Source organism: Halobacteriovorax sp. YZS-3-1, from assembly GCF_047084945.1.
Taxonomy (GTDB): Bacteria; Bdellovibrionota; Bacteriovoracia; order Bacteriovoracales; family Bacteriovoracaceae; genus Halobacteriovorax_A; species Halobacteriovorax_A vibrionivorans.
The window spans coordinates 831,059-856,053 of the sequence record NZ_JBKIYI010000002.1 but is presented as its reverse complement, the minus strand read 5'-3'; the positions used below and the strand labels follow the sequence as shown (position 1 = coordinate 856,053).

Annotated in this window: 26 protein-coding genes and 2 tRNA genes; 13 read left to right on the top strand and 15 right to left on the bottom strand. The window is 35.7% G+C overall.

Going from position 1 to position 24,995, the window contains the following annotated elements:
* Positions 1-30: 30 nt before the first annotated feature.
* Positions 31-402 carry a tRNA-binding protein gene (locus tag ACMAZI_RS14165; RefSeq protein ID WP_114706414.1) on the bottom strand — a complete coding sequence of 124 codons (372 nt, stop codon included), beginning with the start codon at positions 400-402 and terminating at the stop codon, positions 31-33.
* Between the two features lie 140 nt (positions 403-542).
* Positions 543-618, bottom strand: a tRNA-Phe gene (locus ACMAZI_RS14160).
* Positions 619-726: 108 nt separating this feature from the next.
* Here ACMAZI_RS14160 and ACMAZI_RS14155 point away from each other — a divergent pair.
* On the top strand, positions 727-1,509 hold the full coding sequence (locus tag ACMAZI_RS14155; protein WP_158536820.1) for an alpha/beta hydrolase: 783 nt from the start codon (positions 727-729) through the stop codon (positions 1,507-1,509).
* Here ACMAZI_RS14155 and queG read toward each other — a convergent pair.
* From queG to ACMAZI_RS14125, 6 genes are all read right to left on the bottom strand, one after another.
* On the bottom strand, positions 1,501-2,493 hold the full coding sequence (gene queG / locus ACMAZI_RS14150) for a tRNA epoxyqueuosine(34) reductase QueG (RefSeq protein ID WP_412474364.1): 993 nt from the start codon (positions 2,491-2,493) through the stop codon (positions 1,501-1,503). The genes ACMAZI_RS14155 and queG overlap by 9 nt on opposite strands.
* A complete protein-coding gene (gene pyk / locus ACMAZI_RS14145; RefSeq protein WP_412474363.1) occupies positions 2,490-4,184 on the bottom strand; it encodes a pyruvate kinase in 1,695 nt (564 codons plus the stop codon). The genes queG and pyk overlap by 4 nt, the downstream gene beginning before the upstream one ends.
* 38 nt (positions 4,185-4,222) lie before the next feature.
* Complete coding sequence (locus ACMAZI_RS14140; protein ID WP_162929563.1) at positions 4,223-6,166, bottom strand: hypothetical protein; 1,944 nt, start codon at positions 6,164-6,166, stop codon at positions 4,223-4,225.
* 171 nt (positions 6,167-6,337) lie between these two features.
* A complete protein-coding gene (locus ACMAZI_RS14135) occupies positions 6,338-7,384 on the bottom strand; it encodes a DsbA family protein (RefSeq protein ID WP_114706419.1) in 1,047 nt (348 codons plus the stop codon).
* A gap of 81 nt (positions 7,385-7,465) precedes the next feature.
* Positions 7,466-9,226: an ATP-binding cassette domain-containing protein gene (locus tag ACMAZI_RS14130; RefSeq protein WP_412474362.1), complete on the bottom strand. Its 1,761-nt coding sequence runs from the start codon at positions 9,224-9,226 to the stop codon at positions 7,466-7,468.
* Entirely contained in the window at positions 9,198-10,868 is a 1,671-nt protein-coding gene (locus ACMAZI_RS14125) for an ABC transporter transmembrane domain-containing protein (protein WP_114706421.1), read from the bottom strand. Before ACMAZI_RS14125 ends, ACMAZI_RS14130 begins: the two co-directional genes overlap by 29 nt.
* Before the next feature lie 197 nt (positions 10,869-11,065).
* Here ACMAZI_RS14125 and ACMAZI_RS14120 point away from each other — a divergent pair, with 197 nt between their 5' ends.
* Entirely contained in the window at positions 11,066-11,956 is an 891-nt protein-coding gene (locus ACMAZI_RS14120; protein ID WP_114706422.1) for a sensor histidine kinase, read from the top strand.
* A gap of 8 nt (positions 11,957-11,964) precedes the next feature.
* Here the strand turns inward: ACMAZI_RS14120 and ACMAZI_RS14115 are convergent.
* Positions 11,965-12,041: transfer RNA gene (locus tag ACMAZI_RS14115), tRNA-Val, on the bottom strand.
* 117 nt (positions 12,042-12,158) lie between these two features.
* On the opposite strand from ACMAZI_RS14115, the gene ACMAZI_RS14110 reads away from it, so the two are divergent.
* Both ACMAZI_RS14110 and ACMAZI_RS14105 read left to right on the top strand, forming a co-directional pair.
* Positions 12,159-12,443 (top strand): hypothetical protein, encoded by a 285-nt coding sequence (locus tag ACMAZI_RS14110; protein WP_412474361.1) that lies wholly within the window; start codon positions 12,159-12,161, stop codon positions 12,441-12,443.
* 16 nt (positions 12,444-12,459) lie between these two features.
* Positions 12,460-13,512 (top strand): branched-chain amino acid aminotransferase, encoded by a 1,053-nt coding sequence (locus ACMAZI_RS14105; RefSeq protein WP_412474360.1) that lies wholly within the window; start codon positions 12,460-12,462, stop codon positions 13,510-13,512.
* Between the two features lie 41 nt (positions 13,513-13,553).
* Here the strand turns inward: ACMAZI_RS14105 and ACMAZI_RS14100 are convergent, their stop codons facing one another.
* Positions 13,554-14,873: a putative Na+/H+ antiporter gene (locus tag ACMAZI_RS14100; protein WP_412474359.1), complete on the bottom strand. Its 1,320-nt coding sequence runs from the start codon at positions 14,871-14,873 to the stop codon at positions 13,554-13,556.
* 149 nt (positions 14,874-15,022) lie between these two features.
* On the opposite strand from ACMAZI_RS14100, the gene ACMAZI_RS14095 reads away from it, so the two are divergent.
* The gene (locus ACMAZI_RS14095; RefSeq protein WP_412474358.1) at positions 15,023-16,432 is read left to right on the top strand and encodes a hypothetical protein; all 1,410 of its coding nucleotides are present in this window, start codon (positions 15,023-15,025) and stop codon (positions 16,430-16,432) included.
* Here ACMAZI_RS14095 and ACMAZI_RS14090 read toward each other — a convergent pair whose 3' ends face one another.
* Positions 16,433-16,681 (bottom strand): ferredoxin, encoded by a 249-nt coding sequence (locus ACMAZI_RS14090; protein ID WP_114706427.1) that lies wholly within the window; start codon positions 16,679-16,681, stop codon positions 16,433-16,435.
* 124 nt (positions 16,682-16,805) lie between these two features.
* Here ACMAZI_RS14090 and ACMAZI_RS14085 point away from each other — a divergent pair, with 124 nt between their 5' ends.
* Together ACMAZI_RS14085 and queC are read left to right on the top strand one after the other, a co-directional pair.
* The gene (locus ACMAZI_RS14085) at positions 16,806-18,572 is read left to right on the top strand and encodes a phospho-sugar mutase (RefSeq protein ID WP_412475130.1); all 1,767 of its coding nucleotides are present in this window, start codon (positions 16,806-16,808) and stop codon (positions 18,570-18,572) included.
* An 18-nt stretch (positions 18,573-18,590) separates the two neighbouring features.
* The gene (gene queC, locus ACMAZI_RS14080) at positions 18,591-19,286 is read left to right on the top strand and encodes a 7-cyano-7-deazaguanine synthase QueC (protein ID WP_114706429.1); all 696 of its coding nucleotides are present in this window, start codon (positions 18,591-18,593) and stop codon (positions 19,284-19,286) included.
* A 38-nt stretch (positions 19,287-19,324) separates the two neighbouring features.
* Here the strand turns inward: queC and ACMAZI_RS14075 are convergent, their stop codons facing one another.
* The 3 genes from ACMAZI_RS14075 to ACMAZI_RS14065 are packed head-to-tail and all read right to left on the bottom strand — an operon-like array spanning position 19,325 to position 21,385.
* Positions 19,325-19,540, bottom strand: a complete 216-nt coding sequence (locus tag ACMAZI_RS14075; RefSeq protein ID WP_114706430.1) for a hypothetical protein — start codon at positions 19,538-19,540, stop codon at positions 19,325-19,327.
* 8 nt (positions 19,541-19,548) lie between these two features.
* Complete coding sequence (locus ACMAZI_RS14070) at positions 19,549-20,613, bottom strand: mannose-1-phosphate guanylyltransferase (RefSeq protein WP_412474356.1); 1,065 nt, start codon at positions 20,611-20,613, stop codon at positions 19,549-19,551.
* 58 nt (positions 20,614-20,671) lie between these two features.
* Positions 20,672-21,385 (bottom strand): SPOR domain-containing protein, encoded by a 714-nt coding sequence (locus ACMAZI_RS14065; protein WP_114706432.1) that lies wholly within the window; start codon positions 21,383-21,385, stop codon positions 20,672-20,674.
* 166 nt (positions 21,386-21,551) lie between these two features.
* Here ACMAZI_RS14065 and ACMAZI_RS14060 point away from each other — a divergent pair, with 166 nt between their 5' ends.
* The 5 genes from ACMAZI_RS14060 to ACMAZI_RS14040 are packed head-to-tail and all read left to right on the top strand — an operon-like array spanning position 21,552 to position 23,475.
* Positions 21,552-21,722 carry a hypothetical protein gene (locus ACMAZI_RS14060; RefSeq protein WP_199506624.1) on the top strand — a complete coding sequence of 57 codons (171 nt, stop codon included), beginning with the start codon at positions 21,552-21,554 and terminating at the stop codon, positions 21,720-21,722.
* A complete protein-coding gene (locus ACMAZI_RS14055; RefSeq protein ID WP_120404534.1) occupies positions 21,722-22,027 on the top strand; it encodes a hypothetical protein in 306 nt (101 codons plus the stop codon). Before ACMAZI_RS14060 ends, ACMAZI_RS14055 begins: the two co-directional genes overlap by 1 nt.
* Positions 22,011-22,667, top strand: a complete 657-nt coding sequence (locus ACMAZI_RS14050) for a hypothetical protein (protein ID WP_114706434.1) — start codon at positions 22,011-22,013, stop codon at positions 22,665-22,667. Before ACMAZI_RS14055 ends, ACMAZI_RS14050 begins: the two co-directional genes overlap by 17 nt.
* Positions 22,668-22,703: 36 nt before the next feature.
* Complete coding sequence (locus ACMAZI_RS14045; RefSeq protein ID WP_412474355.1) at positions 22,704-23,201, top strand: hypothetical protein; 498 nt, start codon at positions 22,704-22,706, stop codon at positions 23,199-23,201.
* Complete coding sequence (locus ACMAZI_RS14040; protein WP_114706436.1) at positions 23,185-23,475, top strand: hypothetical protein; 291 nt, start codon at positions 23,185-23,187, stop codon at positions 23,473-23,475. Before ACMAZI_RS14045 ends, ACMAZI_RS14040 begins: the two co-directional genes overlap by 17 nt.
* A gap of 54 nt (positions 23,476-23,529) precedes the next feature.
* Here ACMAZI_RS14040 and ACMAZI_RS14035 read toward each other — a convergent pair whose 3' ends face one another.
* Positions 23,530-23,655 (bottom strand): hypothetical protein, encoded by a 126-nt coding sequence (locus ACMAZI_RS14035; protein WP_255509261.1) that lies wholly within the window; start codon positions 23,653-23,655, stop codon positions 23,530-23,532.
* 97 nt (positions 23,656-23,752) lie between these two features.
* On the opposite strand from ACMAZI_RS14035, the gene ACMAZI_RS14030 reads away from it, so the two are divergent.
* Positions 23,753-24,988, top strand: a complete 1,236-nt coding sequence (locus ACMAZI_RS14030) for a pilus assembly protein N-terminal domain-containing protein (RefSeq protein WP_412474354.1) — start codon at positions 23,753-23,755, stop codon at positions 24,986-24,988.
* The last annotated feature ends 7 nt before the right edge of the window (positions 24,989-24,995 follow it).

Genomic DNA, 24,995 nt, shown 5'->3' with positions numbered 1-24,995 from the left:
TATTCAACAGTAAGTATCCTCGAGCGACGCTTAATGAAGTCTAGCACCATTTGGAACGTCTTTATCTAAATCGAAAAGAACAATATCATTGTTTTTGTCTGAAAATCCCATAACAAGAACTTCCGACATAAACTTGCCTATTTGCCTTGGAGGGAAATTTACTACGGCCAATACTTTTTTACCGAGCAACTCATCTTTTGAATAATGTACAGTGATTTGCGCACTTGATTTCTTTATACCTACACCATCACCAAAGTCTATTTTAAGCTTAAAGCTTGGTTTTCTAGCTTCCGGAAAGTCTTCAACTTCAACGACCTCTCCAATTCTCATATCAACATCAAGAAATTGATTAAAATTAATTTCAGCAGCTGGCTCACTATTTGGATTAAAATCAAGGTGCACTTGCTCTCCCATTCTAATTTAATTCGAAAACTTATTTTAGGGTATAAAAATACCCTTGTAAAAAAATAGAGTTTTGTAGTGTGCAATGTTTTGATGATTGAAGATAAAAAAAAAGCCAGATCAATGATCTGGCTTTTTTATGGTGCCCCGACGCGGATTCGAACCACGGACACAAGGATTTTCAGTCCTTTGCTCTACCAACTGAGCTATCAGGGCATAAATGATTTGGTTCCAATAAATTAATGGTTTATGCCTTCTTCGTCAATAGAAAATTAAAAAGTTTTTTAATTTTAATTTGAGATATCTTTAATTATTATGTCTGCTATGAATGAAAAATTTTTAAGTATCGATAAAATTATTTTAACAGTAAATGAGACTACGGTTAACGCCCTACTCTTTAGACCACCACAAACTAAGCTAAAAAATACTGGTTACGCTATTTTTACTCATGGATATACTTCTCACAAGATAAGTATTTTTTCATGGGCACAGAAGCTTTGTGACGATGGAGTCCCAACTTTAATCTTTGACCAACCGGGTCACTTTACTGGATCTTTTCACGATGTGAACTCATTTGAAGACTTTAAAAATGACGCACCGGAACTTTTTAAAGAAGCAATTACAAAATTAACTCAAGCCTATCCAAATCAAGAAAAGAAACTTCTAGTTGGTGGCCACTCACTCGGAGCTCTTACATCTATTCTAGCAGTTCAAAATAACTACTTTGAAGGCTTTGACATTCATCATGTTGGTGTTGGCTTTGGTGTTCCACCAGAAGGTGTCACACATGTATTTGATACGCCTTTTTATCAGGCCACAGTAAGAGCAAGAGCAGAGCTTGTCTCAACCCACCTTGGCCCAGATACAATCTTTCCTTGGATCAAGGATCAAAAACACAATTTAACCTTATCAGGTCACAAAATTCACCTCATCTCAGGTGAAGATGATGTGGTTGTAGGTAAAGAGGGAATGGAGAATTTTGCAAAGATCTTAGAAGAACTTGGCAATACAGTGACAATGGAGAAGCCTAAGAAGCTTGGCCATCACCTACCAGATATGGCCGGAAGTTTTATAAAGAAATATGCAAAGAAAATTGATCTAATCTAGATAATAGCGAAGGTTTTTTAGCATCCCAACACGTCCAGTGCGCTCAAGAGGAGTGCCTTTGAATTGACGTCGATACTCACGATTACTCATGGCCTCAAGATCATTAATAATCTCATCCACAGGCCTTGTTAAAAAGAAGTCGATAAATTGCCTTCCACTTTCTTTAAACGCTTCAGAGTCGCTTTCTAGCTTTCTCTCAAGCCTCTTATTCCAAGGACAAACATCCTGGCAAATATCACAACCAAAGAATTCTCCGCGGGCCTTATCAAAGCCTTCAGGTGCTTGAATATCTTTAAAATGTTCGATGGTAAAAGTTGATATACACTTATCTGCAACAATTGTTCGCTTCTCTAAATCAATAGCATCTGTAGGACAAGCATCCGCACAACGTGTGCACTGGCCACAGTGATCCGTTTCAAATTTATCATTTGGGGCCTCCACTTCTTTATTAAGTAAGAGTGAGCCGATTATGAAGTAGCTTCCAATATGACGATTAATAAGCATGGAATTCTTTCCATACCAACCAAGCCCTGACTGATAAGCAAAGTCACGCTCAAGAATTGGTTGGGTATCAAGAGAGAACTTAAATTCAAGATTCGGGTCAAGCTTTTGTAACTCTTCCCCTATGGCCTGTAATTTATCTCTCACCTCATAATGATAATCACGACCTTTAAATCCAACAACGTAATTGGCGATTTTTAGCCCATTGCTGTCGCTACTTTCATAGAACTTCTTAGCACTACGAGCGATATGAGAGTAATCAAAAGCGATAACTAATGTTGACTTAATATCAGGATAGTAATTTTTAAGATCTTCTCTTTTTATAGCACGTTCATCCGCAAGATAGCCAAGGGCACCATAGAGCCCATCACTTACCCACTTTTTGAATCGATCAAGAGACTTTGGTTTTGATTCAGAGACGACACCCCATACTTTAAGGCCTTGGCCATTTAGGATATTTTGGATATCATCTCTTTTAATCATGACTTTTCAATAATTTCGATAGCACCTGTTGGACACACTCTGATACATTCATAATCAAGAGTACAGTGCTTAATATTGTCTTTATTAAGCTTTGTAAGCTTTGTTTTCTTATCAGCTTGCCAAATCTCATGCGGACAAATTGAAACACAGTTTTGACAAGTTGAGCAGATATTATGATCTAGTAAAATTCTTTTTTTTTTATCTTCTGCTATATCAAAAGGTTCTTCACCAGATTCTTCATGATGTTTTGCTTGTTTGATTATTTCAACTTTCACCGAGTTAGAATAACCTTTAGAGAAGATCTTTCCATCACCTAAGGTAACAACGATCTTATCTCCGTTAAAAAGCCCCATCTTTTCTTTTGCATGATTCACAATATACTTAACGTAAGAGCCTGTATCTTGTACTTCTTCTTCTACAAGATATGGATAAACACCCCAGTATAAACAAATACGACGAGCGGTACGAAGATTATGAGTCACACCTGCAACTGGTGTTTGTGGTCTAAACATCGAGACCTTACGACAAGAATTACCACCTTCAGTTACTGCAAGAATTCTCTTTGCTTCGACTTTTTCAGCAATCATTGATGCTGCAACCATTACTGATGAATTTACAGAAGAAAGGTCAATATTTCTAAGAAGAGGTCTCTCTTTTGGAGTCTTCTCTGCTTCATAAATAATATTACTCATCATAGTAACTGTTTCAACTGGATACATACCAGAAGCCGACTCACCAGATAACATAACAGCGTCTGTACCGTCCCAAATAGCGTTGGCAACATCACTTGCTTCTGCTCTAGTTGGTGTTGGTGCATCAGTCATACTCTCAAGCATTTGTGTCGCAGTAATAACAGGAATCATACGATCATTACACTTTTGAATAAGCTCTTTTTGAATAGAAGGAACAAGGTGGTTACCTACTTCAACCCCCATATCACCACGAGCAACCATAATGACATCTGTAATATCAAGAATTTCTTCGATATTATCTAGGGCCTGTGGTTTTTCTATCTTAGAAACAATAGGAACTCTTACTTTTAGCTTATGAAGTAAGGCCTTCACTGTTTGAATATCTTCTTTTTTACGAACAAAAGAAAGTGCGATGTAATCGATATTATGTTTTAGCGCAAACATTAAATCTGCTTCATCTTTTTCAGTAAATGCAGGAGCAGAAACTTCACAGTCAGGAAGATTAATTCCTTTATTAGACTTAAGCTCACCACCTACAATAACTTCGATTTTATAAACATCACGATCACGCGTTGTCGCTTTTGCTATTAACTTTCCATCATCAAAGAGGATTCTTGCACCATCATGACAATCATCAACAAGCTTTTCGTATATCGTAGGAATATAGCAATCTTTATACTCAGGATAATCTTCTTGCTTAGACGAAGGACCTATTACCCATGTTTGACCATTTTCTAATTGAAGGCCATTTGGTAATTTATCTGTACGGATTTTTGGACCTTGAAGGTCGATTAGAATCGCAATTTCACGTCCAAGGTTCTTAGAAGCCTGACGTATATTTGAGATAAGCTGTGCATGTGCCTCATGAGTACCATGGCTCATATTTACACGAGCAACATTGATCCCTGCTTTGATGAGTTTTTCAATCATCTCAACAGTGTTTGATGAAGGACCTAAAGTCGCAACAATCTTCGCACGACGGACTCTGCCCATTCCCATTATCTCTCCCTGAATTCTTATATTTCAATTCTTTCTAATTAAGCTTTTCGACTTGCTTGCTGCTCTGAGAACATTCCCGAGCTAATTTCCTTAGATCTTTCTTCTAAGGCCATTGCATTTGCAGCGCGTACCTCTTCAATACGGTTTTCATATTGATTAATAAGGTTTCTTCTTTCAAGCTTAGAGTTCTCATATAAAGTATTATATTGATTTTCAAGTTCTGTCACTTTACTCATATACTTTCTTTGAGACTCATCACGTTCACGTGCAAGCATATCTTCATAGTAATCTACCATTCTTTTTACTTGAATGTCTGCTCTTTGTTTAACTTGAGATAAACGTTTATCAAAGTCACCTCTAACTTCTGCTAGATGATTTTGATTTTCTCTATCCTTAAGAGCAATAGCATTTCTAGTCTGTTCTTTCAAATGCTCTGCTTGTAAGTGGTTTGTCGTTTTTATACGCTCAATCTCTTTAGCATTAGCTTTCTTAAGACGACTTAACTTACCTTCATAAGAAGAAATTAACTTTTGGTTTTGTTCTTCTAATTGTTCGATTTTTTGCGTCATAGACTTAGTAAGCTTCTCTTTATTTTCCAGGAAGCTTTCTTTAACTTCTTTCATCTCTTTTGCATGCTTGAAACGCGTCTCTTGAATAAATTCTTTTGACTCATCAGAGAAGTCTTCTTGCATTTGAGAAATTGCCTCAGAGTTTCTATTATTGATCTTTTGAATCGTTTCACTAAATTGATTTCTTTGTTTTTCATTTATCTTTTTAGCGTGTTCTTGTTCGTTGTAAGCATTGACATCTTTTGCCATAAGCTTTCTCTTATAACTATCATGAAGCTCTTCAATGTCATTATTAACTTCAACATTGATTTCACTTAGCTTATCACTCTTAAATTCGGCCATATCCTTTTCAAGAGCTGCGATATAATTTGATGCTTTTTGTTTTTGATTTCTTAAAACTTCTTTTGTTGACTGGGTACGACGACGTTCTTGAATATCTGCATTAAATCGATCGTCTTCAATTTGATCGCGAATATTCTTAATACGAGTTTCGTAACCACGCTTTGTTTGATCTAATTTATCATTGAAAATATCTTCGCGATTACCACCTGAAAGTTTTTGGTTCATTTCACGACGTGCTCTATCTAGAGAACGCGCATGTTGATTTTGAAGATCTGTTGCAGCTTGCTTATTATCACGTTGTTCAAGTTTTCTCTTTCTTGAGTTACGAATATTGATATCATCAATAGAGGCCTTAAAGCTCTTTTGATTTTCAGCAAGTTGTTTATCTTTTTGATCTCGCAAATCCTCTATTCTTTCATCTTGATATGATTTAAGAGATGCTTCTCTTTGTTTATGAGTTTTACGTAGATTTGTTACATCATCATTAAATTCTTCGTACAGCTTTGCTCTTTCACTACCATGGGCCTTATTTGATTGTCTGATCTCATCTTCAAATCTTCCAATCAAACGACGACGATCATTCTTTGTTGCTAATTCATGATCATGAGCTGTATCGCGGGCATTGGCATAAACATCTTTGATCTTTTCGTTAAAATGACCTTCCATTTTATCGATAGTATTTTCAAAACGTCTTTGATTCGTTGAAAGTCGATTTCCCATCGTGGCCACATCATTCTTACCTTTGGCCTCATATGCTTCACGGATATTTTTAAAGCGATTATTAAAATCATCACGTATATCTTTACGTTCTCTTTCAAAGTCGCGCTTATTTGTATTTAATTTACTTAGGTAATCTTTTTGCTGCTCTTCAATTTTCTTTTTAGTATCTTCTGTTGAGATTTCTCTGAAACGATCTTGAGTTTCTTCTAGCTTCTGAATTGAATTATCATAAGCCTTTCTTTGCTTATTAAGACGATATTCTTGAGTTTCTTTTAACTCATCTAACTGACGATCATAATTTTGGCGCTGCTCTTCGCGCTTACGATTAAAATCCTCTCTGCTCTGTGACAATCTCTTACTATAGTCTCTAACGTCCATAAACTTTCTTCCAATTACCTAAAATATGAAGATTAAATAGGCCAAAATTGGCCAGATTACCTTACTATTCTATCAATTCTGAAGAATTTAAAAAGGCCGGGAATAAATGCCCGGCCTTCTTTATATAGTAAATATCAGAGTCTTTTACTTTGTCATTTCTGAATCAATAAGCTCTTTAAATACCTCAAATGGTTGAGCTCCATTGATTAACATACCATTTACGTAGAATGTTGGAGTTGATTTAACACCAACCTTTACACCTTCTTGTACAGTAGCATCAACTTGTGACTTCATCTTTCCAGAATCAAGACATTCATTAAATTTCTTTTGATCAAGTCCAACTTTCTTCGCCTTGGCCTTAAGTCCATCAACTGCTAGACCTGACTGATCAGCAAACATCTCATCATGTAATTTCCAAAATTTTTCAGATGATTGTTCATTTGCACATAGTGCAGCTTCAGCAGCTTTTGCAGCATCTTTATGGAAGCTAAGTGGAAAATTCTTAAATACAATCTTAACCTTATTTCCATAAGCTTTTTTGATTTCGTTCATAATCTCAACACCCTTTGCACAGAAAGGACACTGGAAGTCAGAATACTCAACAATAGTTACTGCTACATCTTTTCCACCAAAAGTTGGCTCATTTCCTGTAACAGGAATATCGAAGCGAGGTCTCTCAGGCTTTGCAAGATAGATCTCAACTGGTGAGTCCTTTGTTTTCTTAGCGATATAAGCTTCAATAGCATCACGCTTTTTTGTATTCTTTAGGAAGTCGATAATTCTCACTTTTAGTTGTGGATTCATCTGTGGAATATTTCTTTCTTTTGCGAAAGCATTGATTTCTTCTTCTGTGATCTCAATATCTTTAGCAACAACTGTATCAATAAAGTTTTCCATATTCATTGAAGTACGAGCTGGGTCTTCATTCTTATATTGTTCAAGTAGGTAGGCTTTTACCTTCCCTAGCTTCAGCTCATATAGCTTTTGCTTCATTTCGTAGATTTCGGCCTCTGAACCTTTGAATAATTCATCGTGACTTACTTCTTTTCCATTGAATTTAATTACAGCTGTATCATTTGGAGCCTTCTTAAATAGAAAATTAGGCTTTGAATTTACATCACTCGTACAAGCAATTAGTCCCATTGCAGAAATAGCAATCAGACCAAGAGCAATCTTGGATTTTTTGATCATGTTTGTTCTCCTTCACATCAATTTAAATTAATTATATGTAAAAAAGAGAAATAATGCATTAAGGAGTACGTCATTTTTTTGTCAATTTGATAATTCTTTAACAAATTGATCATACTGCGGTGAAGTATTTTTCAACTCTCCGTGTGTTCCTTTAGCAACAATACGTCCACCTTCCATCACAATAATTTGTTGTGCTTCTAGAATTGTCTCAACTCTGTGAGCGACAATAATTGTTACCGCTTGCTTTTGTACAAATAAAATCATTCTACGCAATGCTTCTTCCAGATCACTATCTAGAGATGATGAGATTTCATCAAAGAGAACAATTGGCTTTTTTAAATAACAAGAGCGGATAGCTGAGATAAGTTGTTTTTGTCCCAAAGAGATCTCATTTTGGTCTAATACTGTATCTGGCCTAATTCCCCACTTAGAAATATATGAGATCTGTGTACAGACTTCATTCCAGAAACTGTCGAAGTCACCAAATCCAGGCTGACCCATCGTAATATTAAACTCAACACTTTCAGAAAAGATATGTGAATCTTGTGAAACAATTCCTATTAATTCACGATACTCGTTAAAGTCATCGATATAATCAAAATTATATTCTTTTTTCAGTCCATCGTGGTTTTGAACATAGACCCTTCCTTCATCAGGAATAATATTTGCTGCCATGATATTTAAAAGAGTCGACTTTCCACTACCTGATAGGCCAACAATACCAATGAGGTCACCTTGGTTTGCACTGAAATTAATATCTTCAAGAGTAAATGGCGTCGAATTCTTACCCTTTGCAGGATAAGTAAATTTTTGGATATCAATATCCATTGTATCAACATCATATTTGCGTCTTTTTGCGTCTATATCTGAAGACTTCTCTTTTTCTAGATCAGTTAAAAATTCGTCAATTCGCCCAACCCCAGTTGCTGCCCTTTGTATATTTGCAACCTTAGATGAAACGTCTTTAATTGGATTAATTGAGCGTTGAATTAAATCAATTAATGCAAAGATTAAAGCAACCTGAGTTATACCACTATTTGGAATAATGAAAATTGCACAGGCCAAGAATACAGGAAAAAGAGATTCAGCAAATGAATAATAAGAAGCATCCCAAACATTTGAAGAAAGAATTTTTCTTAAGAACTCATCAAAAACCACTAACGACTTTTTTGAAGTATATTGCTTTGCCGGATTATAATAGTTTTCACGAACCCCACCGATTAAATCAGCAACGACGCGATAAAGTTTAGCTCTTGAGTTTCTAACACTCAAAAATACTGCTCTCATATACTTAGAGCACCAAATAAGAATTAAGGCCGCACCAAATTGAATAGCAGCAAGATATGCACCAGCGATGGCATTTAAACTAACAAAGCTCACCAAAGAAGCTAAAACGAAGAAGATATCAATAATGATTCCAAATGTTCCAGACGTTACAAGCTCTCTTAAACTCTCTGTATCACTCATAATACGTGCAAGAACTTCTCCTTGAGGATAACGATCATTACGATTTTCTTTTGACGTTTGAAGCTCAACACTTGATAGCCACTTCGAATAACAATGAGTTCTAACAAATTGAACCATTCCCACAACATAGCGATTTATAATCAAATTATAAACAGCGCGGTTTATAGCTGTCCCTAGAAAGACAAATGTCATGATTAGAAGGGTCTGGCGATAAATAGCTTCATTATCATAATTTGCCGTTAATTTATTTATTAACTGTGGCAAGGATGCTCCAAGCGCACTTGAGATAACTAGGCATAAAGTCATACTTAGCAGATACTTTCCACTACCTTCAAAGAATAAAAACTTAGAGGAGTTGTTTTTTGAAATGTTCATATATTTCTCCTTCTAAATTACTGTTTTCTTCTTTTTTCTTAAAGGCCTCAACTGTCATTTCTTCTAAGAGACCACCATCATCACAAATAAGAGATAAGTGATCACACTGCATGGCCGTTGTATATCGGTGAGTAGACATAATAAGAGTTCTGCCATCAAAAACGCCCATATCGTTTAAACGCTTTAAAATATCTCTTTCGAGAACGACATCAATCGATGAAAATGGATCATCCCAAATAATAAACTCACTATCAAAGAGTAAAGACTTTATGAGTGCAACACGTTTAATCTGTCCACCTGATAATCTCTTACCATTCTCCCCTACAACTAAATTAAATAAGCTTTCACGGTCCTGGGCGAGATAATCTAATCCAAATATTTTTAATAACTCGTAGGCTCTTTTAGACTCCTCTTCGCTAAAGTCTTGGCCCAGTGATAAGTTTTCAAAAATAGTTCCGTTATAAAGATATGGATCTTGTGCGACATAACTTGTTGTATGAGATTGTAGCTTTAAAAGTTCACTGATCTTTATTAGTAGCTCAGATTTCCCACAACCAGTCTTTCCAACAACTGCATTCTTTTGTCCCACATGAACTTTAAGCGCTAAATCGCGTTCCCAAAATGGAAGTTGTAACTCTACAATTTCCTCTTTCTTCTTTAATGAGAACTCTCGTTTCAAAGACTTTTCTAAATCACTTTCACTATTCATGGCACCAACGAGCTCTCTTACTCTGGCCCATGCACCAGCAGAACGAGTAAAGACAACTCCAATCCAAGCTAAGAACATAATTGGTTCTAAGAATAGGTAAACAAAACCAGAAAATAAGATCAGTGAAGATGCACCAAGCTGTTCCTTATAAATAATAAAAGCACCCCAAACAAGCGATAGCCCCACACCAGTAGGCATAAGAGGAATCGAGATACCGACTCTCTTACCAGCTTCATAGAAGTTATCTAATTCTTCTTGAGACTTCTTTGAGAATAAATCAATAAATGCTTTTTCTGCATGAAAGTTTTTGATTGTTTTCTTTCCTGCGTAAGTTTCAATAATTGTATTTTGAACTTCACCTTGTAGGTCTTGAGTTTTTCGATAAAACTTTCTATTTGTAGAGACAATGACGCTGAAGACGATGAAAGCAAAGAACATCGGCAGCAAGGCAACAAATAATTCTTTATTAAAGCTTAAAAGTTTTGGAACAAGAATCGAAAGTGCAATAATGATATTTGCAATTTGAAGTAGAGCAAAACCAACGAGGGCCCTAACATGCTCTAAGTCCCCTCCAATAATTTGAAAGATTTGTCCTTTAGAAAATTCTTTATAGCGAGATGGGCTGACTGTCTCAAGCTTCTTCATTAACTCAAATCTTAAGATCTTTTGCAGGACTCGTGCTGGGTAAAAGAAGAGAAGCCTAGATGAAGTTCTAAAGATAATAATCCCTAGAGCTAATAAAAATAAATGCCCCACAGGAATTGAAATTCCCTCTGATATTTTCTCTGCCAAATCTTTAGCAATAAATGGTAATTCACTTTGAATATTATGAGTTAAATAGAGACAAATAAAAGCCCCTATATAGTAATACCAGTAATGAATAAATTGGCTCACAACTAGTGAAGTTAATTTTTTATTAAGATAGCTTTTCATTGCGCACAGTCTACTTGAATAAGAACTATCAGTCTATACAAGGGTTTATGGTGATTTATATAATGAACAATCAACAAAATATGAAGATACCTTCTTAATTTAAGTTAAGTTTAAAGCTGCCGTCTTTTTATTGAATAACTTTACAGTTAATATCCATAAAAATAATTTAAACAACAACACTTCTGAAAGGAAACATTGTGACCTATATCGCCGCGATTCTCTTAGTATTACTCTTAGTATCCATGGCAACAACAATGCACATGGTCATTAAAAATAAACAGCTTGAGGTCGATAAGAACGATCTTTCTCAAAGTCTTGAAGAAAAGCAGCACTTATTATCTGTCCTCTTCCACGACCTCTCTAATTCAACAACATTATTATCTCTTTTAAGTGACTCAACAATATTGGCAATGAAAGATAAAGAAGGGATTCTTAAAAATCTTGGTCGAGTAAGTGGTGTGATTGAGAATATGAGTGAATTAATTCAACATATAAGAAAAATCCAGTCTATCGAATCCGGAAAATCCACAATCAAATTAGAGCCTGTTAAATTAGAAGATACAATAAAGAGCTCAATTCAGTTAGTGCGAAAGAGGCTCGATAAGAAAGGACAGCATATTAGGCTTGAGATTCTTAATAAAAACCTAAAAGCAATGGCCGAACCATCTTCCTTAAATCAAAGTGTCTTCACAAATCTTATTACTAATGCTTCAAAATTCTCTCCACAAGGATCAGAGATCCTAATCAAAGTCAGCAACAGAAACTCAGCAATTCAGGTTGATATTATTGACCAAGGAATAGGTATTCCAGAAAGCATGCTAAGTGGTCTTTTCTCTTTTACAAATGAAACTCATCGAGAAGGAACTCACGGCGAAGAAGGCTCAGGCTTTGGTCTTCCAGTGGTTAAGAAGTATATGAATTTCTACGGCGGAGATATTAAGGCATTTAATAATCGAGACGAAATCGGATCGACATTTCGCTTAAAATTCGTAAATGCAGCATATGTTGACACATCAATTGATACTCAAATTGTAGCAAAAAGAAGCCTTAGCAATCGAGATAAAGACGTATTAGAAATCCATCATTAAAAAGAAAATGGTAGGACTATGCAGATTCGAACTGCAGACCTCTACCATGTCAAGGTAGCGCTCTAACCAACTGAGCTATAGTCCTAAAATCACTCAGAATAATATTAGAATTCTCAAACAACGTCAAAAGATAAAATTGACGCACAAACCTAAGCCTCATTGTTTCTGATTTGCTAATATAACCAAAATTCGTGGAGGATATATGAAATATATTTTAATGATACTACTACTTTGTAGTTGTGCCGTTTCAAAGACAAAGCTTACAGAAGAAGGAAGCAAAGTTAAGGTTACATACCAAAAACCACGTAAGAACTGTACTGTCTTCACTTCTGTAATCGGTGAAAATGAAAACGGAATAAAAGACCTTGCAATTAACCACGCTATCAATCAAGTTGCAGATAAAGGTGGAAATACAATCTTTATCAAAGAAGCAGTTAATGAAGGCGGTCACTGGAAAGTGACAGGAATGGGTTATCACTGCAAATAATTAATTGAGGAGTATTATGAAAGTTTTAGCAAGTGCTAAAGAGGCCATCGAGAATTTTTCGATGCCTGATAAAGTAGGATTTGGAAAAGTTCTTTTACCAATTATGGCAATGTGTGAATTCAAGCGTGGCGAATGGGGCGAGCTTGAGATTAGGCCATATGCAAAACTTGAACTAGATCCAACATGTAAAGTTCTTCATTACGGACAAGAGATCTTTGAAGGAATGAAGGCATATAATTACAAAGGAAATGGACCAAACCTATTTCGTCCATTAGAGAACTTCAAACGCTTTAATCATTCAGCAAGAAGAATGGCCATGCCAGAAGTTCCAAATGAGATTTTTGTTAATGCGGTAAATACAATTACAAAGATGGGTGAAAACTTCATCCCAAAAAGAAGTGGTGAATCTCTTTATATAAGACCGTTTATGATCGCAACAGAAAATAACCTTGGGATAAAGCCAAGTGAAGAGTTTCTCTTCATGGTTATCGCCTCACCTGTTGAGTCTTATTTTTCTGGTGGTAGTTATAAGGTTTTAATTGAAAGACAAATGGTTCGAGCCTGCCCAGGAGGAATGGGGACAGCAAAAACAGGCGGTAATTATGCAGGTGCTCTAAACTCTGGTGTACGCACGCAAAAGCTTGGCCTTCACCAAAGTCTTTGGTTATCTGCAAGTGATAGAAACTCTATTGAAGAACTGAGTGGAATGAATTTCTTTGCTGTCATTGATGGAGAAATTCACACTCCAGAATTAACAGAGACAATTCTTGATGGAATCACACGTCGCTCACTCATTGATATTGCACGCTCAAAAGGACTTAAGGTTATTGAGAGAAAGATGAGTATCGATGATTTAATTGAAGATATTAAATCAAATAAATGCACGGAATGCTTTTCTTGTGGAACGGCCGCTATTATCACTCCAATATGCTCTCTTCATGAAGAAAGTGGAGAAAGATATAATGTGAAAGAAGAGTTTGGTCCAACCACAAAAATGCTAAGAGAGACTCTTCTCGGTATTCAAGAACAAACAGTGGAAGATCAATTTAACTGGGTTGTAAAACTTTAGATCAAATAAAAAAGGGCCTCAAATTGAGGCCCTTGTTATATCTACTTTCCTAGATTAGGAAGAATTTGGAAGAATACCATTGCTAGGATTGTTGGAAATAAGGCTCCAAGAAGAAGCTTTCCAGGATTAATCCCATCTTTACCAAATGTCCCCTTAAGGATTCCAAAACCAGCAGGGTTTGGAGCATTGGCAATAACAGTAAGACCACCACCGGCAACCGCACCAGCGACAAGGTTATACTTAGCCGAATCTGTAAGTTCAACAAGTGTCCCTAGATAAGTAAGAGCTGCGTTATCAGTAATCGCTGTAAGTGAAGTTGCACCAACAAAGAGAACAAAATCACCTAACTGAGTTAGGATCGGTTGTAGCCACCAACCTTGTTGTCCACCAAGTGTAACAAGACCACCAAGGAAGAAACCAACAAGAAGTGATTCTTTTAGTTTGATTTGATCTTGGTATTCGTTAGTTACTGTTGTGAAACCTAGGAAGAATAGGAATAGACCTAGGAAGAAAACCATATGGTGAGCAGAGAAAACAACTAGTCCCATGAAGATGATATGAATTAATGTCATCCACCAAGTTGGAGCAAGCCAGTTTTCACTCTTTTCTTTAATTTCAAGCTTTCCTGCAAGTTCATTTTTAAATAGGAATGCAATAACTAATGTTCCAATAATAATTGAAATCGTTGCTTTATAACCGAAGTTAGTCAGCATGTGCATGAATCCCCAGTGCCATTTTCCAGCAACCATTAAAACAGGTGGAGCAGCAAAGTGAGACAGAGTTCCACCGATTGAAACGTTTACAAATAAAAGACCAATCGTTGCATACTTAAACTTCATACTCATCTTCTCATCTGAGAAGAAGTAATCAAGAAGGATCAGTGCAGTAACTGTCATAGCTGCAGGCTCAGTAATGAATGAACCTAGGATTGGCCCAACGATTAGAGCTGAAATATAGAAGGCCATCTTTCCTGGGAAAGGTAGAACCTTAGCAATCATACCAATAATTTTTTCAGCAAGAACGATAATTGGCCTCGTACCGGCCATACACATAATAACAAAAACAAAGGCTGCTTCAGTGTAGTTAACGTCTTGTTCAAGATATTTTAGAGCACCGCCAACAACTTTGTGCTGATCATCGTAAACAGCAAAGCCTTGAGTTGCACTGTAATAAACAATAAAAGCAGCTGCCCACATTCCAAAAACCGCTTCGACTTCACCTAAGAAGTGTAAAAGGTTTTCCATCATCGACCCTTCTGGGTACTTGTGTGCTAAATGTTGAATTTTCGAAACTAGAAACGTGTGCAAGATGGCACATGCAAATAGAATCGAACCTACGAGCTGTAGATTAGTTGGATTCATGTTACGTCCTTTGTAAGTAAAAATACTCTTTTATTTTATTCCTGTCGGTAAAACTGCGCAAGTACTGAAATTTTCATCTACATTAATTTATTTTAGTATTTTCCTAAAGTTTTTCTAAACCTTCATTCTATGAAAACCGAATAGATATCGTGTCACTAAATAAAATTAGCATATTCCTATTTTCATTTATTCTTGCTCTCAAGAGCATTGCAGGTATCGATTCGATTTCTAATCAGGTTATCAATATCAACGGCACTAATTATCGAGCTAAAGATGTTATTTCAGATATTGTTCGTATTGCCAGGACCAGAGATCCAAAACACGTCTCACCTCGACTAATAACTCATGAATACGGTGAAACCCCTGTTAGAAATGAAGGTACTAGAGAGATCTGTATCGAATGCCAAGACATGACAAACTTTACATCTCAAATTGTCGACATTGTTCAAAAGTTTAATGAAGACAATCCTAGAAAAGACAATGTTGAACTTTCACAGGAAAGCTTTAAATTACAAGCAGTACTAGACTATACAAAAATAACTGACAACGATGGTCAGCCAAGATGCATAACGAATACATTTGCCAGTAAAGAGGCCTTTTACAGACCTGAGCTGTTTGAGGACTTCGAACTTGTTTTTACATCTGAAGCAGATTTATCTCAGTTTTCTTCAATGACTCTTCAAAGTAGCTCAAATATCCTTTCTCATATCACGTGGTTTAGGGCCACGGATGAAGTTGGCGAAGATATATTTGTCAAAGTCGTTAATATTAAAGATAAGAAGCCATATTTTCAGATTTACTATGCTGGGGAATCCTTTGTTGATCCCATCGCTCATCGAAAACTTGCCCTACCAGATCTTACAACTTCTGAAGAAGAGATCATTCCTCGAAGAAGAGAGTTATCTGCATTGGAGAATCGATCATACGAAACAGGCCTAGGTTCTGTAAAAATTAATAAGGCCCTCCATCTTAGACAAGATTACTATATTCCAACATCTCTCACTCTGATTAATATGGAGACTGAGAGTAAGCCTTTTGAGAATACAACGATTAGAAGTAATCTAGATATTTCAGATCGTGATCAAGAATTAAATATTGGTGTGGATAATAAACTAACAGAAACAATTGATCTCAAAAGTAATCTTGAAATCTCTCCAAAAGATCAGGAGCTTGATATGGCCGTAGAAGTAAATGGCCGTAGACGTGCAAGCGCTCACGTCGAAGCAGATGGAACTTATCGAGTCGGTGTTTCAATGGCCTCACCTCGATTCAAGAACTTTGATTTTGAAACTGATATTTCATATGACTCAAATCGAAATACTCGAATTGATAATAACTTTCGTTTAAATGGCTCAACGATTATTCAAACAGGTACAATTTTAGCAGAAAATGGCGATTTCGATTTTGTTGCTGGAAGATCAATTGATGTATTTGATGATGCTATTGTTACTTTTGAAGTTAGAAAAAATGGCATCGCTCAGAATGCAACAGATAACGACAGTCTGAACAGACTAGCTGATCAGACTTCCGCATATATTAGATTTGATATGAAATTTTAATTATCCATCATCACCGATTGAAGCAACTGGACATGCATCCATTTGCTCTTGGCAAAGCTCTTCATCTTCAGGAGTTTCAGGCTGCTTCTTAACATAAGCATTTCCGTCCTCATCTTCAGCGAAAAACTCTGGTGCACCTGTGTAACAAACGTTACATGCAATGCATCCTTCTCCATTATCATCATCAGGATCTGTACAGTACCACTTACCTGCTACATTATCCTTATGCTTCATATCTTTGTTTGCCATGTTAACTCCTTGATTTTATTAACACACAACGTAATAAATTGTTGATATTATTTTGCCTAAGTCTACTAGATTTGAGAATATATCACAAGATACTCAATCATAAATTTCACAGGAGATTTTCAAAATGACAACGAGCCTTGAAAAAGCTAATGCTTGGGCCAATAACCCTTACTTTGACGACGAGTCACGTGCTGAAATCCAAAAATTAATCGACGCTGACGATATGAAAGAGATCGAAGAAAGATTTTATAAAGATATCGAGTTCGGTACAGGTGGACTACGTTCCATACTTGGGGCCGGGCATAATCGTATTAATAAATACACTGTACGTCGTGCCACACAAGCTCTGGCCGGTGAAGTTTTAGACTATAGTTCTAAAAATGGAATTGATAATCCATCGATTGCTGTTAGCTACGATTCTCGTAAATTCTCTTTTGAATTTGCAAAGGAAGTTTGTGGCGTTATGGCGGCCAATGGAATCAAGTCTTATATCTACAAAAGACTTAATCCAGTGCCAATGCTTTCTTACTCTGTAAGATATCATAAGGCCCAAGCAGGAGTTATGGTAACGGCTTCTCACAATCCTCCTGAGTACAATGGCTACAAAGTATACTGGAATGATGGAGCACAGGTTACTCCTCCAAATGATAAGAATATTATTAATCGCTACTACGATATTACTTCTTATGATGCAGTTAAATTCATGGAATTTGACCAAGCTGAAAATGAAGGATTTATTCACTGGGTTGGCGAAGATGTTGAACAAAGCTTCTATAACGACATCTTATCTAAAACAGTAAATCCTGAAATGTGTAAGAAAGATGGGAAGGATCTAAAAATCGTCTATACTCCAATTCACGGAACAGGACTAATTCCTTGTACAACGGCCTTAGCACAACTTGGGTTCACAAATGTTGAAGTAGTAAAAGAGCAGGCCCAACCAGACTCACGCTTTCCAACAGTAAGCTCACCTAATCCAGAAAATCCATCGGCAATGAAAATGGCCGTTGATTTAATGAAAGAAACTGGAGCTGATATCGCTTATGGTTCAGACCCAGATACAGATCGTCTTGGAGTTGCTTTTGAACACGAAGGTGAAGTTCAGTATATCAACGGAAACCAAATCGGAATCCTGATGCTTTACTATATGTTACATAGCCTAAAAGAAAATGGAACAATGCCTGCAAATCCATACTTTGTTAAAACTGTTGTAACAACTCCTCTACAAGAGCTTATTGCAGATAAGTACGGAGTTAAATCATATTCTACTCTTACTGGGTTCAAATGGATCTGTGGACTTATGAATAAGATCGAAAAAGAAGATCCATCTGCAAACTTCCTATTTGGAACTGAGGAATCATTTGGTTACCTACCTCATGACTTTGTTCGAGATAAAGATGGTGTTGCTTCAATAACATTCATGTCAGAAGTAGCTCTCTACTTCAAAAAACAAGGCCTAAACTTAATTGAGCCCCTCGATAAAATCTATGAAGAATTTGGCTTTAGCCAAGAGACCCTTTTAAATCTTGTTTACCAAGGTAGAGAAGGGGCCGAAAAAATTACACGAATTATGAGTCATTTTAGAGACTTAGCTCCGTCGAGCTTGTGTGGTCAGGATATTCACGTTATAGAAGACTATCAGACAGGTATTGTTAAAGATCTTGAATCTGGTGAAGAGTCAAAGCTGGAGTATCCAGTAAGTAATGTAATTGGTTACCACTTTAAAAATGGAAACCGCCTGTATCTTCGCCCATCTGGAACAGAACCAAAAATTAAGTTCTACATAATGATTCAGGAAAAAGAAGGAAGCTTAGCAGATAAAAAAGCAAAAGCTTCAAAAGTAACTGATGAGTTCTTAGCGTTTATTAATAAAACAGCAGAAGGACTATAAAGTTAAGGAGTAAAAATTTTGAAAAGTGATAAACTTGCAGTTGTATTAGTTAGTGGTGGTATGGATTCGTTAGTTTGTGCTGCAATTGCAAATGAGAAGCATGAGAACCTTGCATTTCTTCACCTTAACTACGGACAAAAAACTGAAGAACGAGAGCTTGATTGCTTCCAAAAAATCGCTGATCACTACGGTGTAGATAAATCTCTTCGTAAAGTAATCGACGTATCTTTCTTAAAGCAGATTGGTGGAAGCTCACTGACTGACGATGGAATTGATGTAAAACAATACAAAGGTGACTCAGAAGAAATCCCTGATAGTTACGTACCTTTTAGAAATACTCACATCATTGCAATGGCCGTATCTTGGTCAGAGGTTGTTGGTGCAAAGAATATCTACATAGGTGCTGTTAACGAAGATTCATCCGGTTATCCAGACTGTCGTCCAAGTTACTACGCAGCTTATAATGAGCTAATCAAGCAGGGAACAAAGGATGGTGATATCGAAATCATCACTCCAGTGATTGATATGGCAAAGAATGAGATTGTCCAAAAAGCGGTAGACCTAGGTGCTCCACTTCAATTTTCTTATTCATGTTATGCTCGAGGGGACAAAGCATGTGGAGTGTGTGATTCATGCGCTCTAAGACTTAGAGGCTTTCAAAAGGCCGGGATTGAAGATCCGATTGAGTACGATCAAAGACCAAATTATCTATAATATAAAAAAGCTCCACTAAGGAGCTTTTTTTATTGGAATTATTCAGCAGCAGCTTCTTGAGTTTCTTCAGCAGGAGCTTCCTCTGCAGGTGCTTCTTCTACTTTTGGAGCAGGAGCTTTAATTAAGCCTGCATCTAAAAGGATTTTTACTTTTTCTTCTTTGTTGATAAATTTTCCATTTGCATCTTTAACAGCAAAACGGCCAGATCTTTTTTTAACGATTGTATACTCGCCTACTTTTTTAACAACTTCCATGAATTCTCCTATAATAATTCTTTGCGTTTGTTATCTTTTAAGTGTTGAACAATTTCTTTCACTCGTTGCGAATCATCCTTTGGCACAATCATTACGGCCTTATCATTTGAAACAACAACAAGATCTTGAACATTAATTAAAGAAACATGCTTATCCGGTGCATAAATAATATTTCCCGTAGCGTCCTTTAAGAAAGTTCCGTTACTATCAATTATAGTGTTTCCTTCCACACGGTCAACTACTTGTTCAAGTGCTTCCCATGAACCAAGGTCATTCCAATCAAACTCGGCCTTAACTAGAGTAATGCGGCTCGACTTCTCCATGATGGCATAATCAATAGAGTCTTTTGGAATTTTATTATAAACTTCTTCCAGTTTGACCTCTTCATTAAGATTGGCCTTTAAATCTTCATAAAAATTAAACATCTCTGGTGAATGGGCCTTAAATTCTTCTTTAAAGACACCAAGAGGGGCCATAAACATTCCGGCATTCCAAACATACTTACCAGTCTTTAGGTAAGCCGTGGCCTTTTCAAAATTTGGCTTTTCAACAAATTCTTCAACCTTAAAGCCATCACCAAGAGCATCCGCAACCTTAATGTAGCCGTATCCAGTATGTGGAAAGTGAGGCGGAATACCAATTGTTGTAATGGTTTTTGACTCACTTGATAGCTTAACAGCTTTTTCGAAACTCGAGCGAAAGCCCGTTTTATTTAAGATGACATGATCTGAAGGCATAACAGCTACGATATCTTCATCTTTAGCTCCTGCTGCTTCTATTGCTGCAAGAGATAAGAGAATACATGGTGCGGTATTTCTTCCTGTTGGCTCATAAATGATATTATTCTTATTAACTTGATCCTTAGAACAATCGATGGCCAATTCACTTTGATCACGCGTTGTAATTATGAATCTCTTATCAATATCAACTGCACCATCAAATCGCTCAAGAGTTTGACCAAGTAAAGTCTCGCTACCAACTAATGAAAGATACTGTTTCGGTTTAGATTCAGTTGACTCTGGCCACAGACGAGTTCCCTTGCCACCGGCCATGATAAGTGTATAAATATTCATAAAAAAAAGCCCTTAATTATTAAGGGCCATCATATCATAAAAATTTTAAAATGATGAATTAATCAAATTTGGTAAAGAAGTAATCACGCCCTGCAAAAAGAGAACGATTTTTCTTAACATACTGCTTCGCTTCAATAATTCTCTCAAAAGCTCCCAAGCTTACACGAAAGCGATTCCCCTTTCCTGGAATATCCTTCTCATTAATAATTGGACTAAAACCAAGAACTCTAAAGCCTTCAGCAAATTCTTTAGCATCATCAATTGACTCAAATGAACCAACAACAATTGTGTATTTACCTGTGTACTCATCTGTACCACTTGATGTCTCTTGAATTTGAGTCGTCTCTGTTTGAGCTTGAACAACTGGTTCGGCCTGTCTTTCTTCTACTTGTTCTTGAACAGGTGGAGTATCTGCAGCGAGATCATTGAACTCTTTATTCTCACTTGAGAACTCCTTAACCATTTTTTCTTTCAATGATTCCTCAATTCGCTTGTTAAGATCTTCTTTTGAAACGTCTTTTGTACGTTGCTCTTGAACAAGTTCTTGAACCTTTTCTTCTTCTGGTGAAGTTAATTCGATCTTCTCTTTTTGTGTTACCGGTGAATCTAAAACCTTTTCAGCTTCTTGATCTAAACCAGACTTTTCAAAAGCATAGTTTGAACCAATCTTTAAACCAAAGAAGAAAGATGTTACCGCTACTAAAATAACGAAGATAACAACCAATAGGATTTCTTTTTTCTCAAAAACGTAGAAGTTACTTTTATCATTCATAAGGATATTTTAATCTCTCCCAAATTATTAGCAACTTGCTGAAAATACTAGGAAAAATAATCCTTTATTTCATAAATGAAATAATCCCCGAGTTTTTCTCTCATCTTAATGAAAACATTCATGCAATCATTTATAACGCCTCTAACTTAATTTTCGGAGGTACAAAGTGAAAAAGATTCTAAGAAATAATAAAGGCCAAGGTGTTATGGAATATATGATCATTACAAGCCTTGTAGGAATCATCTGTATAACGGCAGTAAAAGGCCTAGGTAGCCGAGTTAAAACAAGACTTGAGGATGCTTCATCAAAGATCACAGAAAGTATTAAGATCGACTAATGAAAGTCATTCCTTTTTTCATATCAACTATTCTAATTTTAACGGTATTTCTTGCGGGTATTTCAGTTAGCGAGAAATACCGTTGTAAAAATATGATGGTATTTCGAAGCTATGTTCACACCCTAGCAAATACTCATCATAAAAATGAACGATTCAAACATTTCTCATGTGAAAGTCTTATTTCTCTTAAGAGATGGATTGATCCAAATTCACAATTAACTTTCGTGAAAACAAAGACAGAAAAATTTCTTATCTATAAAGGTAAAAAACACTACCTAAGGATGAAAGATGGACTTAAACCATAAGAAGATTCTAAATAATGAAAGAGGTAGCGTTAGTCTTATTGGTGCTTTCTTCTTTATGACTTTTATAGCTATCACTTTCTACAATATGGCAAAGTCTTATGAAGAACTTCATATTATCAAGCACTATAACAAATCATATATCTGTGCAAAAAAAACCGTTAAACATTACAATGACTTTTACAAGTTTATCTCTCAGACGAATATCGTTATTCGCTCCTTCTTTTATGGAAAATTTATACCAATATTAAGCTGGCTAAGGCCCTTTCTTTCATATGGAGAAAAAGGATTAAAAATCCTACAAGCAAGTTATCGATTTTATTTTCGATTAAAGTTGCTACAAATCAGTGAATGTAATTCTTTAAATATTGTTTCTCTAATGAAGGATGATCCTCTTGGACAAAAAGTCTGGAAAATTAAAAGGCAATTCGATGGAGGTGCAATATTTCAAAAAGAATGGAAGGGATTTATGCCTTTTCACTACAAAGGAAGTGATCTATCAGAAAATCATTCGTTCGTAATTACACTAAAGTTCAAGTTAAAGAAAGGCTACGTCTTAGACGATTTCACACTCAACTCAAGACATATGGCACCAATGGGTTTTCAACAATTGAAGGAATACTATGGTCTTCAATTCTTATAAGTACCCTCGTTTTAATAATTAACCTGGAGATTAAAATTGAAAATTCTAAACAACAAGAAATCAAAAACTTTACCAAGCAATGGAACGCAATCAAATAACTCTTGTACTTCTAAGCTTTTATTTAATAAAGAAAAAGAACAACAATTAAAAAAATCACTCTATCTTAGATTTTGGGTAGCACTTGTCTTAACTAATATCTTCACATTCATCCTATCCCAACCCATGACAGAGGCTACAATTGAAAAAGAAATAAATATTGCTAAAGATGAAAGACTTTTAAAACTTAGAATTAATGAGATGACTAATCTTGTAGGAAAAGACCAATATGTTGCCCTATATTCGGGGAATAACCACCTTACAAACAAGGCAAAGATTGTAAAAAGGCTTGAAAACAATACGAAGTCCATTTACTTAGTAAAAATATCTATTTCAGAACTGAATAAAATAGCTCCATATAAGGCACTTGAGTTAGATTCCTATCCAGTTACTAATCAACCAAAGAATATTGGAGGCGTATATGAAATTGAAATTTAGCTTACTACTTCTACTTATTTCCCTAAACACTAATGCACGAAATGTCGTTGTCTATACTTATGATATTAAGGACGTCATGTTTGAAAAAGTCATGAAACTTGTTTTAGATGAAAATGCTGTAAAGAGTGAAGACATTAAGTTTATTCAAAAGAGTAATCCATGTGAAGACATCTACAAAGATGCTCTTCTTCATATTTGTATTAGTGAGAAAAATGAAGAATTTAAAGTTGTTCGCCAGAACAGAGTCGCTTTAAATAATACTTTTAACAAATAGCAAAAAGGACCCTGAAGAGGGCCCTTTTCTTATATCTAAAAATTAATTGATTTATTAATCTAGATGAATTTTAAACTTAGGAGTTGTTCCCTTGTTTCTGTTTTGCGCTTTTCTTCTAGCACCCATTTTTGTTTTTTTAGCATTACGCTTATTTCTTGTAACACGAGTTCTTGATACCATGATAAATCTCCTCAATATATTTAAAACTAATCTGAAAACAGTTTTCGAGTATAGCTTTATACTAACTTTCATGCCGTTTGTCAAAGTCATTTGCTTAATGTTCATAGTAAATTTAAACGTTTACGCACAAGTTCACAAGCAAATAACACTCAGTATCGGTCAAGTATCTGAAATTTCATTAAAAGATGCTGAAAACTTCAGTGTTTCCAATAAAGAGATCCTCTCTTCAAAGGTCATAAAAGCCAAACAAAAATTGTATATAAAAGGCAAAATGAAGGGACAGTCTTTAGTTACAGTCTGGAAAAGCAATGGAAATAAAGTCGTCCATACAGTCTATGTATTGTCTAAAAGTGGCCAATTTAAAATCCTTGAGACCTTATCAAATTTAAAAAACTTTGGCATCAGAGGAACAATAAAAGGAGATAAGCTTCTCATCTATAGTGATATTAAAACTATTGATCAATATCGAATAATCAAAGAACTTTTAAAAAGTAATGAGGACATAATCTATAAAGGAGAGCTACAAAATAAAGTGGCCAAGAAGATTATATCTGAAGTTCACCATCGTTTCTTCCAAAACTTTTATGATGATATTCGATGTCAAAAACAAGAACTTGATATTATATGCTTAACAACTGAAGAGATCCTTTCAGATGAAGGCTTTCTCTCACCTATTAAGGATAAATTCAAAGTTAAGTTTAGAACATCTCAACGGTTTAATAACTTGAGAAATCACAAATTAGAGATGCGAATTATTCAAATAGAGCGTCTTGATGGTAAAGAAATTAACTTTGGACTTGATCAAATTGATGTAGGCTTAACTGATCTTCTCGACAATGGAGCAATAGCACTTACTCGTAATCAGAATATAGTGTTAAGAGATACTGAATATAATGTTTCAACACTAGCAACGCAAAAGATTCTTCTGCGTACAAAACAAAAGTCGACGGTACAGATTGGATCAGAGATCCCATTTACAACGACAACGGCCAACAATGGAAATAATACTCAATGGCGCTTTGCTGGTTTAAAGATCTCAATGACACTTGAGAGAATTAACAATCGATTTAAGATTGAATATCAAACAAAACTAACCAGACCCATGGCCCAAAACAATGGCGACACTTATATAAATGGAAGCGCTCAGAGCTCAAGTTTTCTAATTCAAAAAGATTCACCTATTCAAATGTTTGAAATTGATCTCACAACAGATGATCAAAGCGGCCGATCAATTCCATTATTTGGAAAGATTCCAATTTTAGGAAAGCTCTTTTCTTCTTCGGCTAAATTTAAAACTTATAAACGAATCATTGCAATTGCAAAGCTAAAGTAAGGATATA

What these genes read in the sequence shown, in the direction of transcription:
- ACMAZI_RS14155 (WP_158536820.1), top strand. Translation starts at nt 727, where the DNA reads ATGAATGAAAAATTTTTAAGTATCGATAAAATTATTTTAACAGTAAAT.
- queG (WP_412474364.1), bottom strand. Translation starts at nt 2,493, where the DNA reads ATGATTAAAAGAGATGATATCCAAAATATCCTAAATGGCCAAGGCCTT.
- pyk (WP_412474363.1), bottom strand. Translation starts at nt 4,184, where the DNA reads ATGGGAATGGGCAGAGTCCGTCGTGCGAAGATTGTTGCGACTTTAGGT.
- ACMAZI_RS14135 (WP_114706419.1), bottom strand. Translation starts at nt 7,384, where the DNA reads ATGATCAAAAAATCCAAGATTGCTCTTGGTCTGATTGCTATTTCTGCA.
- ACMAZI_RS14130 (WP_412474362.1), bottom strand. Translation starts at nt 9,226, where the DNA reads ATGAACATTTCAAAAAACAACTCCTCTAAGTTTTTATTCTTTGAAGGT.
- ACMAZI_RS14125 (WP_114706421.1), bottom strand. Translation starts at nt 10,868, where the DNA reads ATGAAAAGCTATCTTAATAAAAAATTAACTTCACTAGTTGTGAGCCAA.
- ACMAZI_RS14110 (WP_412474361.1), top strand. Translation starts at nt 12,159, where the DNA reads ATGAAATATATTTTAATGATACTACTACTTTGTAGTTGTGCCGTTTCA.
- ACMAZI_RS14105 (WP_412474360.1), top strand. Translation starts at nt 12,460, where the DNA reads ATGAAAGTTTTAGCAAGTGCTAAAGAGGCCATCGAGAATTTTTCGATG.
- ACMAZI_RS14100 (WP_412474359.1), bottom strand. Translation starts at nt 14,873, where the DNA reads ATGAATCCAACTAATCTACAGCTCGTAGGTTCGATTCTATTTGCATGT.
- ACMAZI_RS14090 (WP_114706427.1), bottom strand. Translation starts at nt 16,681, where the DNA reads ATGGCAAACAAAGATATGAAGCATAAGGATAATGTAGCAGGTAAGTGG.
- ACMAZI_RS14085 (WP_412475130.1), top strand. Translation starts at nt 16,806, where the DNA reads ATGACAACGAGCCTTGAAAAAGCTAATGCTTGGGCCAATAACCCTTAC.
- ACMAZI_RS14075 (WP_114706430.1), bottom strand. Translation starts at nt 19,540, where the DNA reads ATGGAAGTTGTTAAAAAAGTAGGCGAGTATACAATCGTTAAAAAAAGA.
- ACMAZI_RS14070 (WP_412474356.1), bottom strand. Translation starts at nt 20,613, where the DNA reads ATGAATATTTATACACTTATCATGGCCGGTGGCAAGGGAACTCGTCTG.
- ACMAZI_RS14065 (WP_114706432.1), bottom strand. Translation starts at nt 21,385, where the DNA reads ATGAATGATAAAAGTAACTTCTACGTTTTTGAGAAAAAAGAAATCCTA.
- ACMAZI_RS14055 (WP_120404534.1), top strand. Translation starts at nt 21,722, where the DNA reads ATGAAAGTCATTCCTTTTTTCATATCAACTATTCTAATTTTAACGGTA.
- ACMAZI_RS14050 (WP_114706434.1), top strand. Translation starts at nt 22,011, where the DNA reads ATGGACTTAAACCATAAGAAGATTCTAAATAATGAAAGAGGTAGCGTT.
- ACMAZI_RS14040 (WP_114706436.1), top strand. Translation starts at nt 23,185, where the DNA reads ATGAAATTGAAATTTAGCTTACTACTTCTACTTATTTCCCTAAACACT.
- ACMAZI_RS14035 (WP_255509261.1), bottom strand. Translation starts at nt 23,655, where the DNA reads ATGGTATCAAGAACTCGTGTTACAAGAAATAAGCGTAATGCTAAAAAA.
- ACMAZI_RS14030 (WP_412474354.1), top strand. Translation starts at nt 23,753, where the DNA reads ATGTTCATAGTAAATTTAAACGTTTACGCACAAGTTCACAAGCAAATA.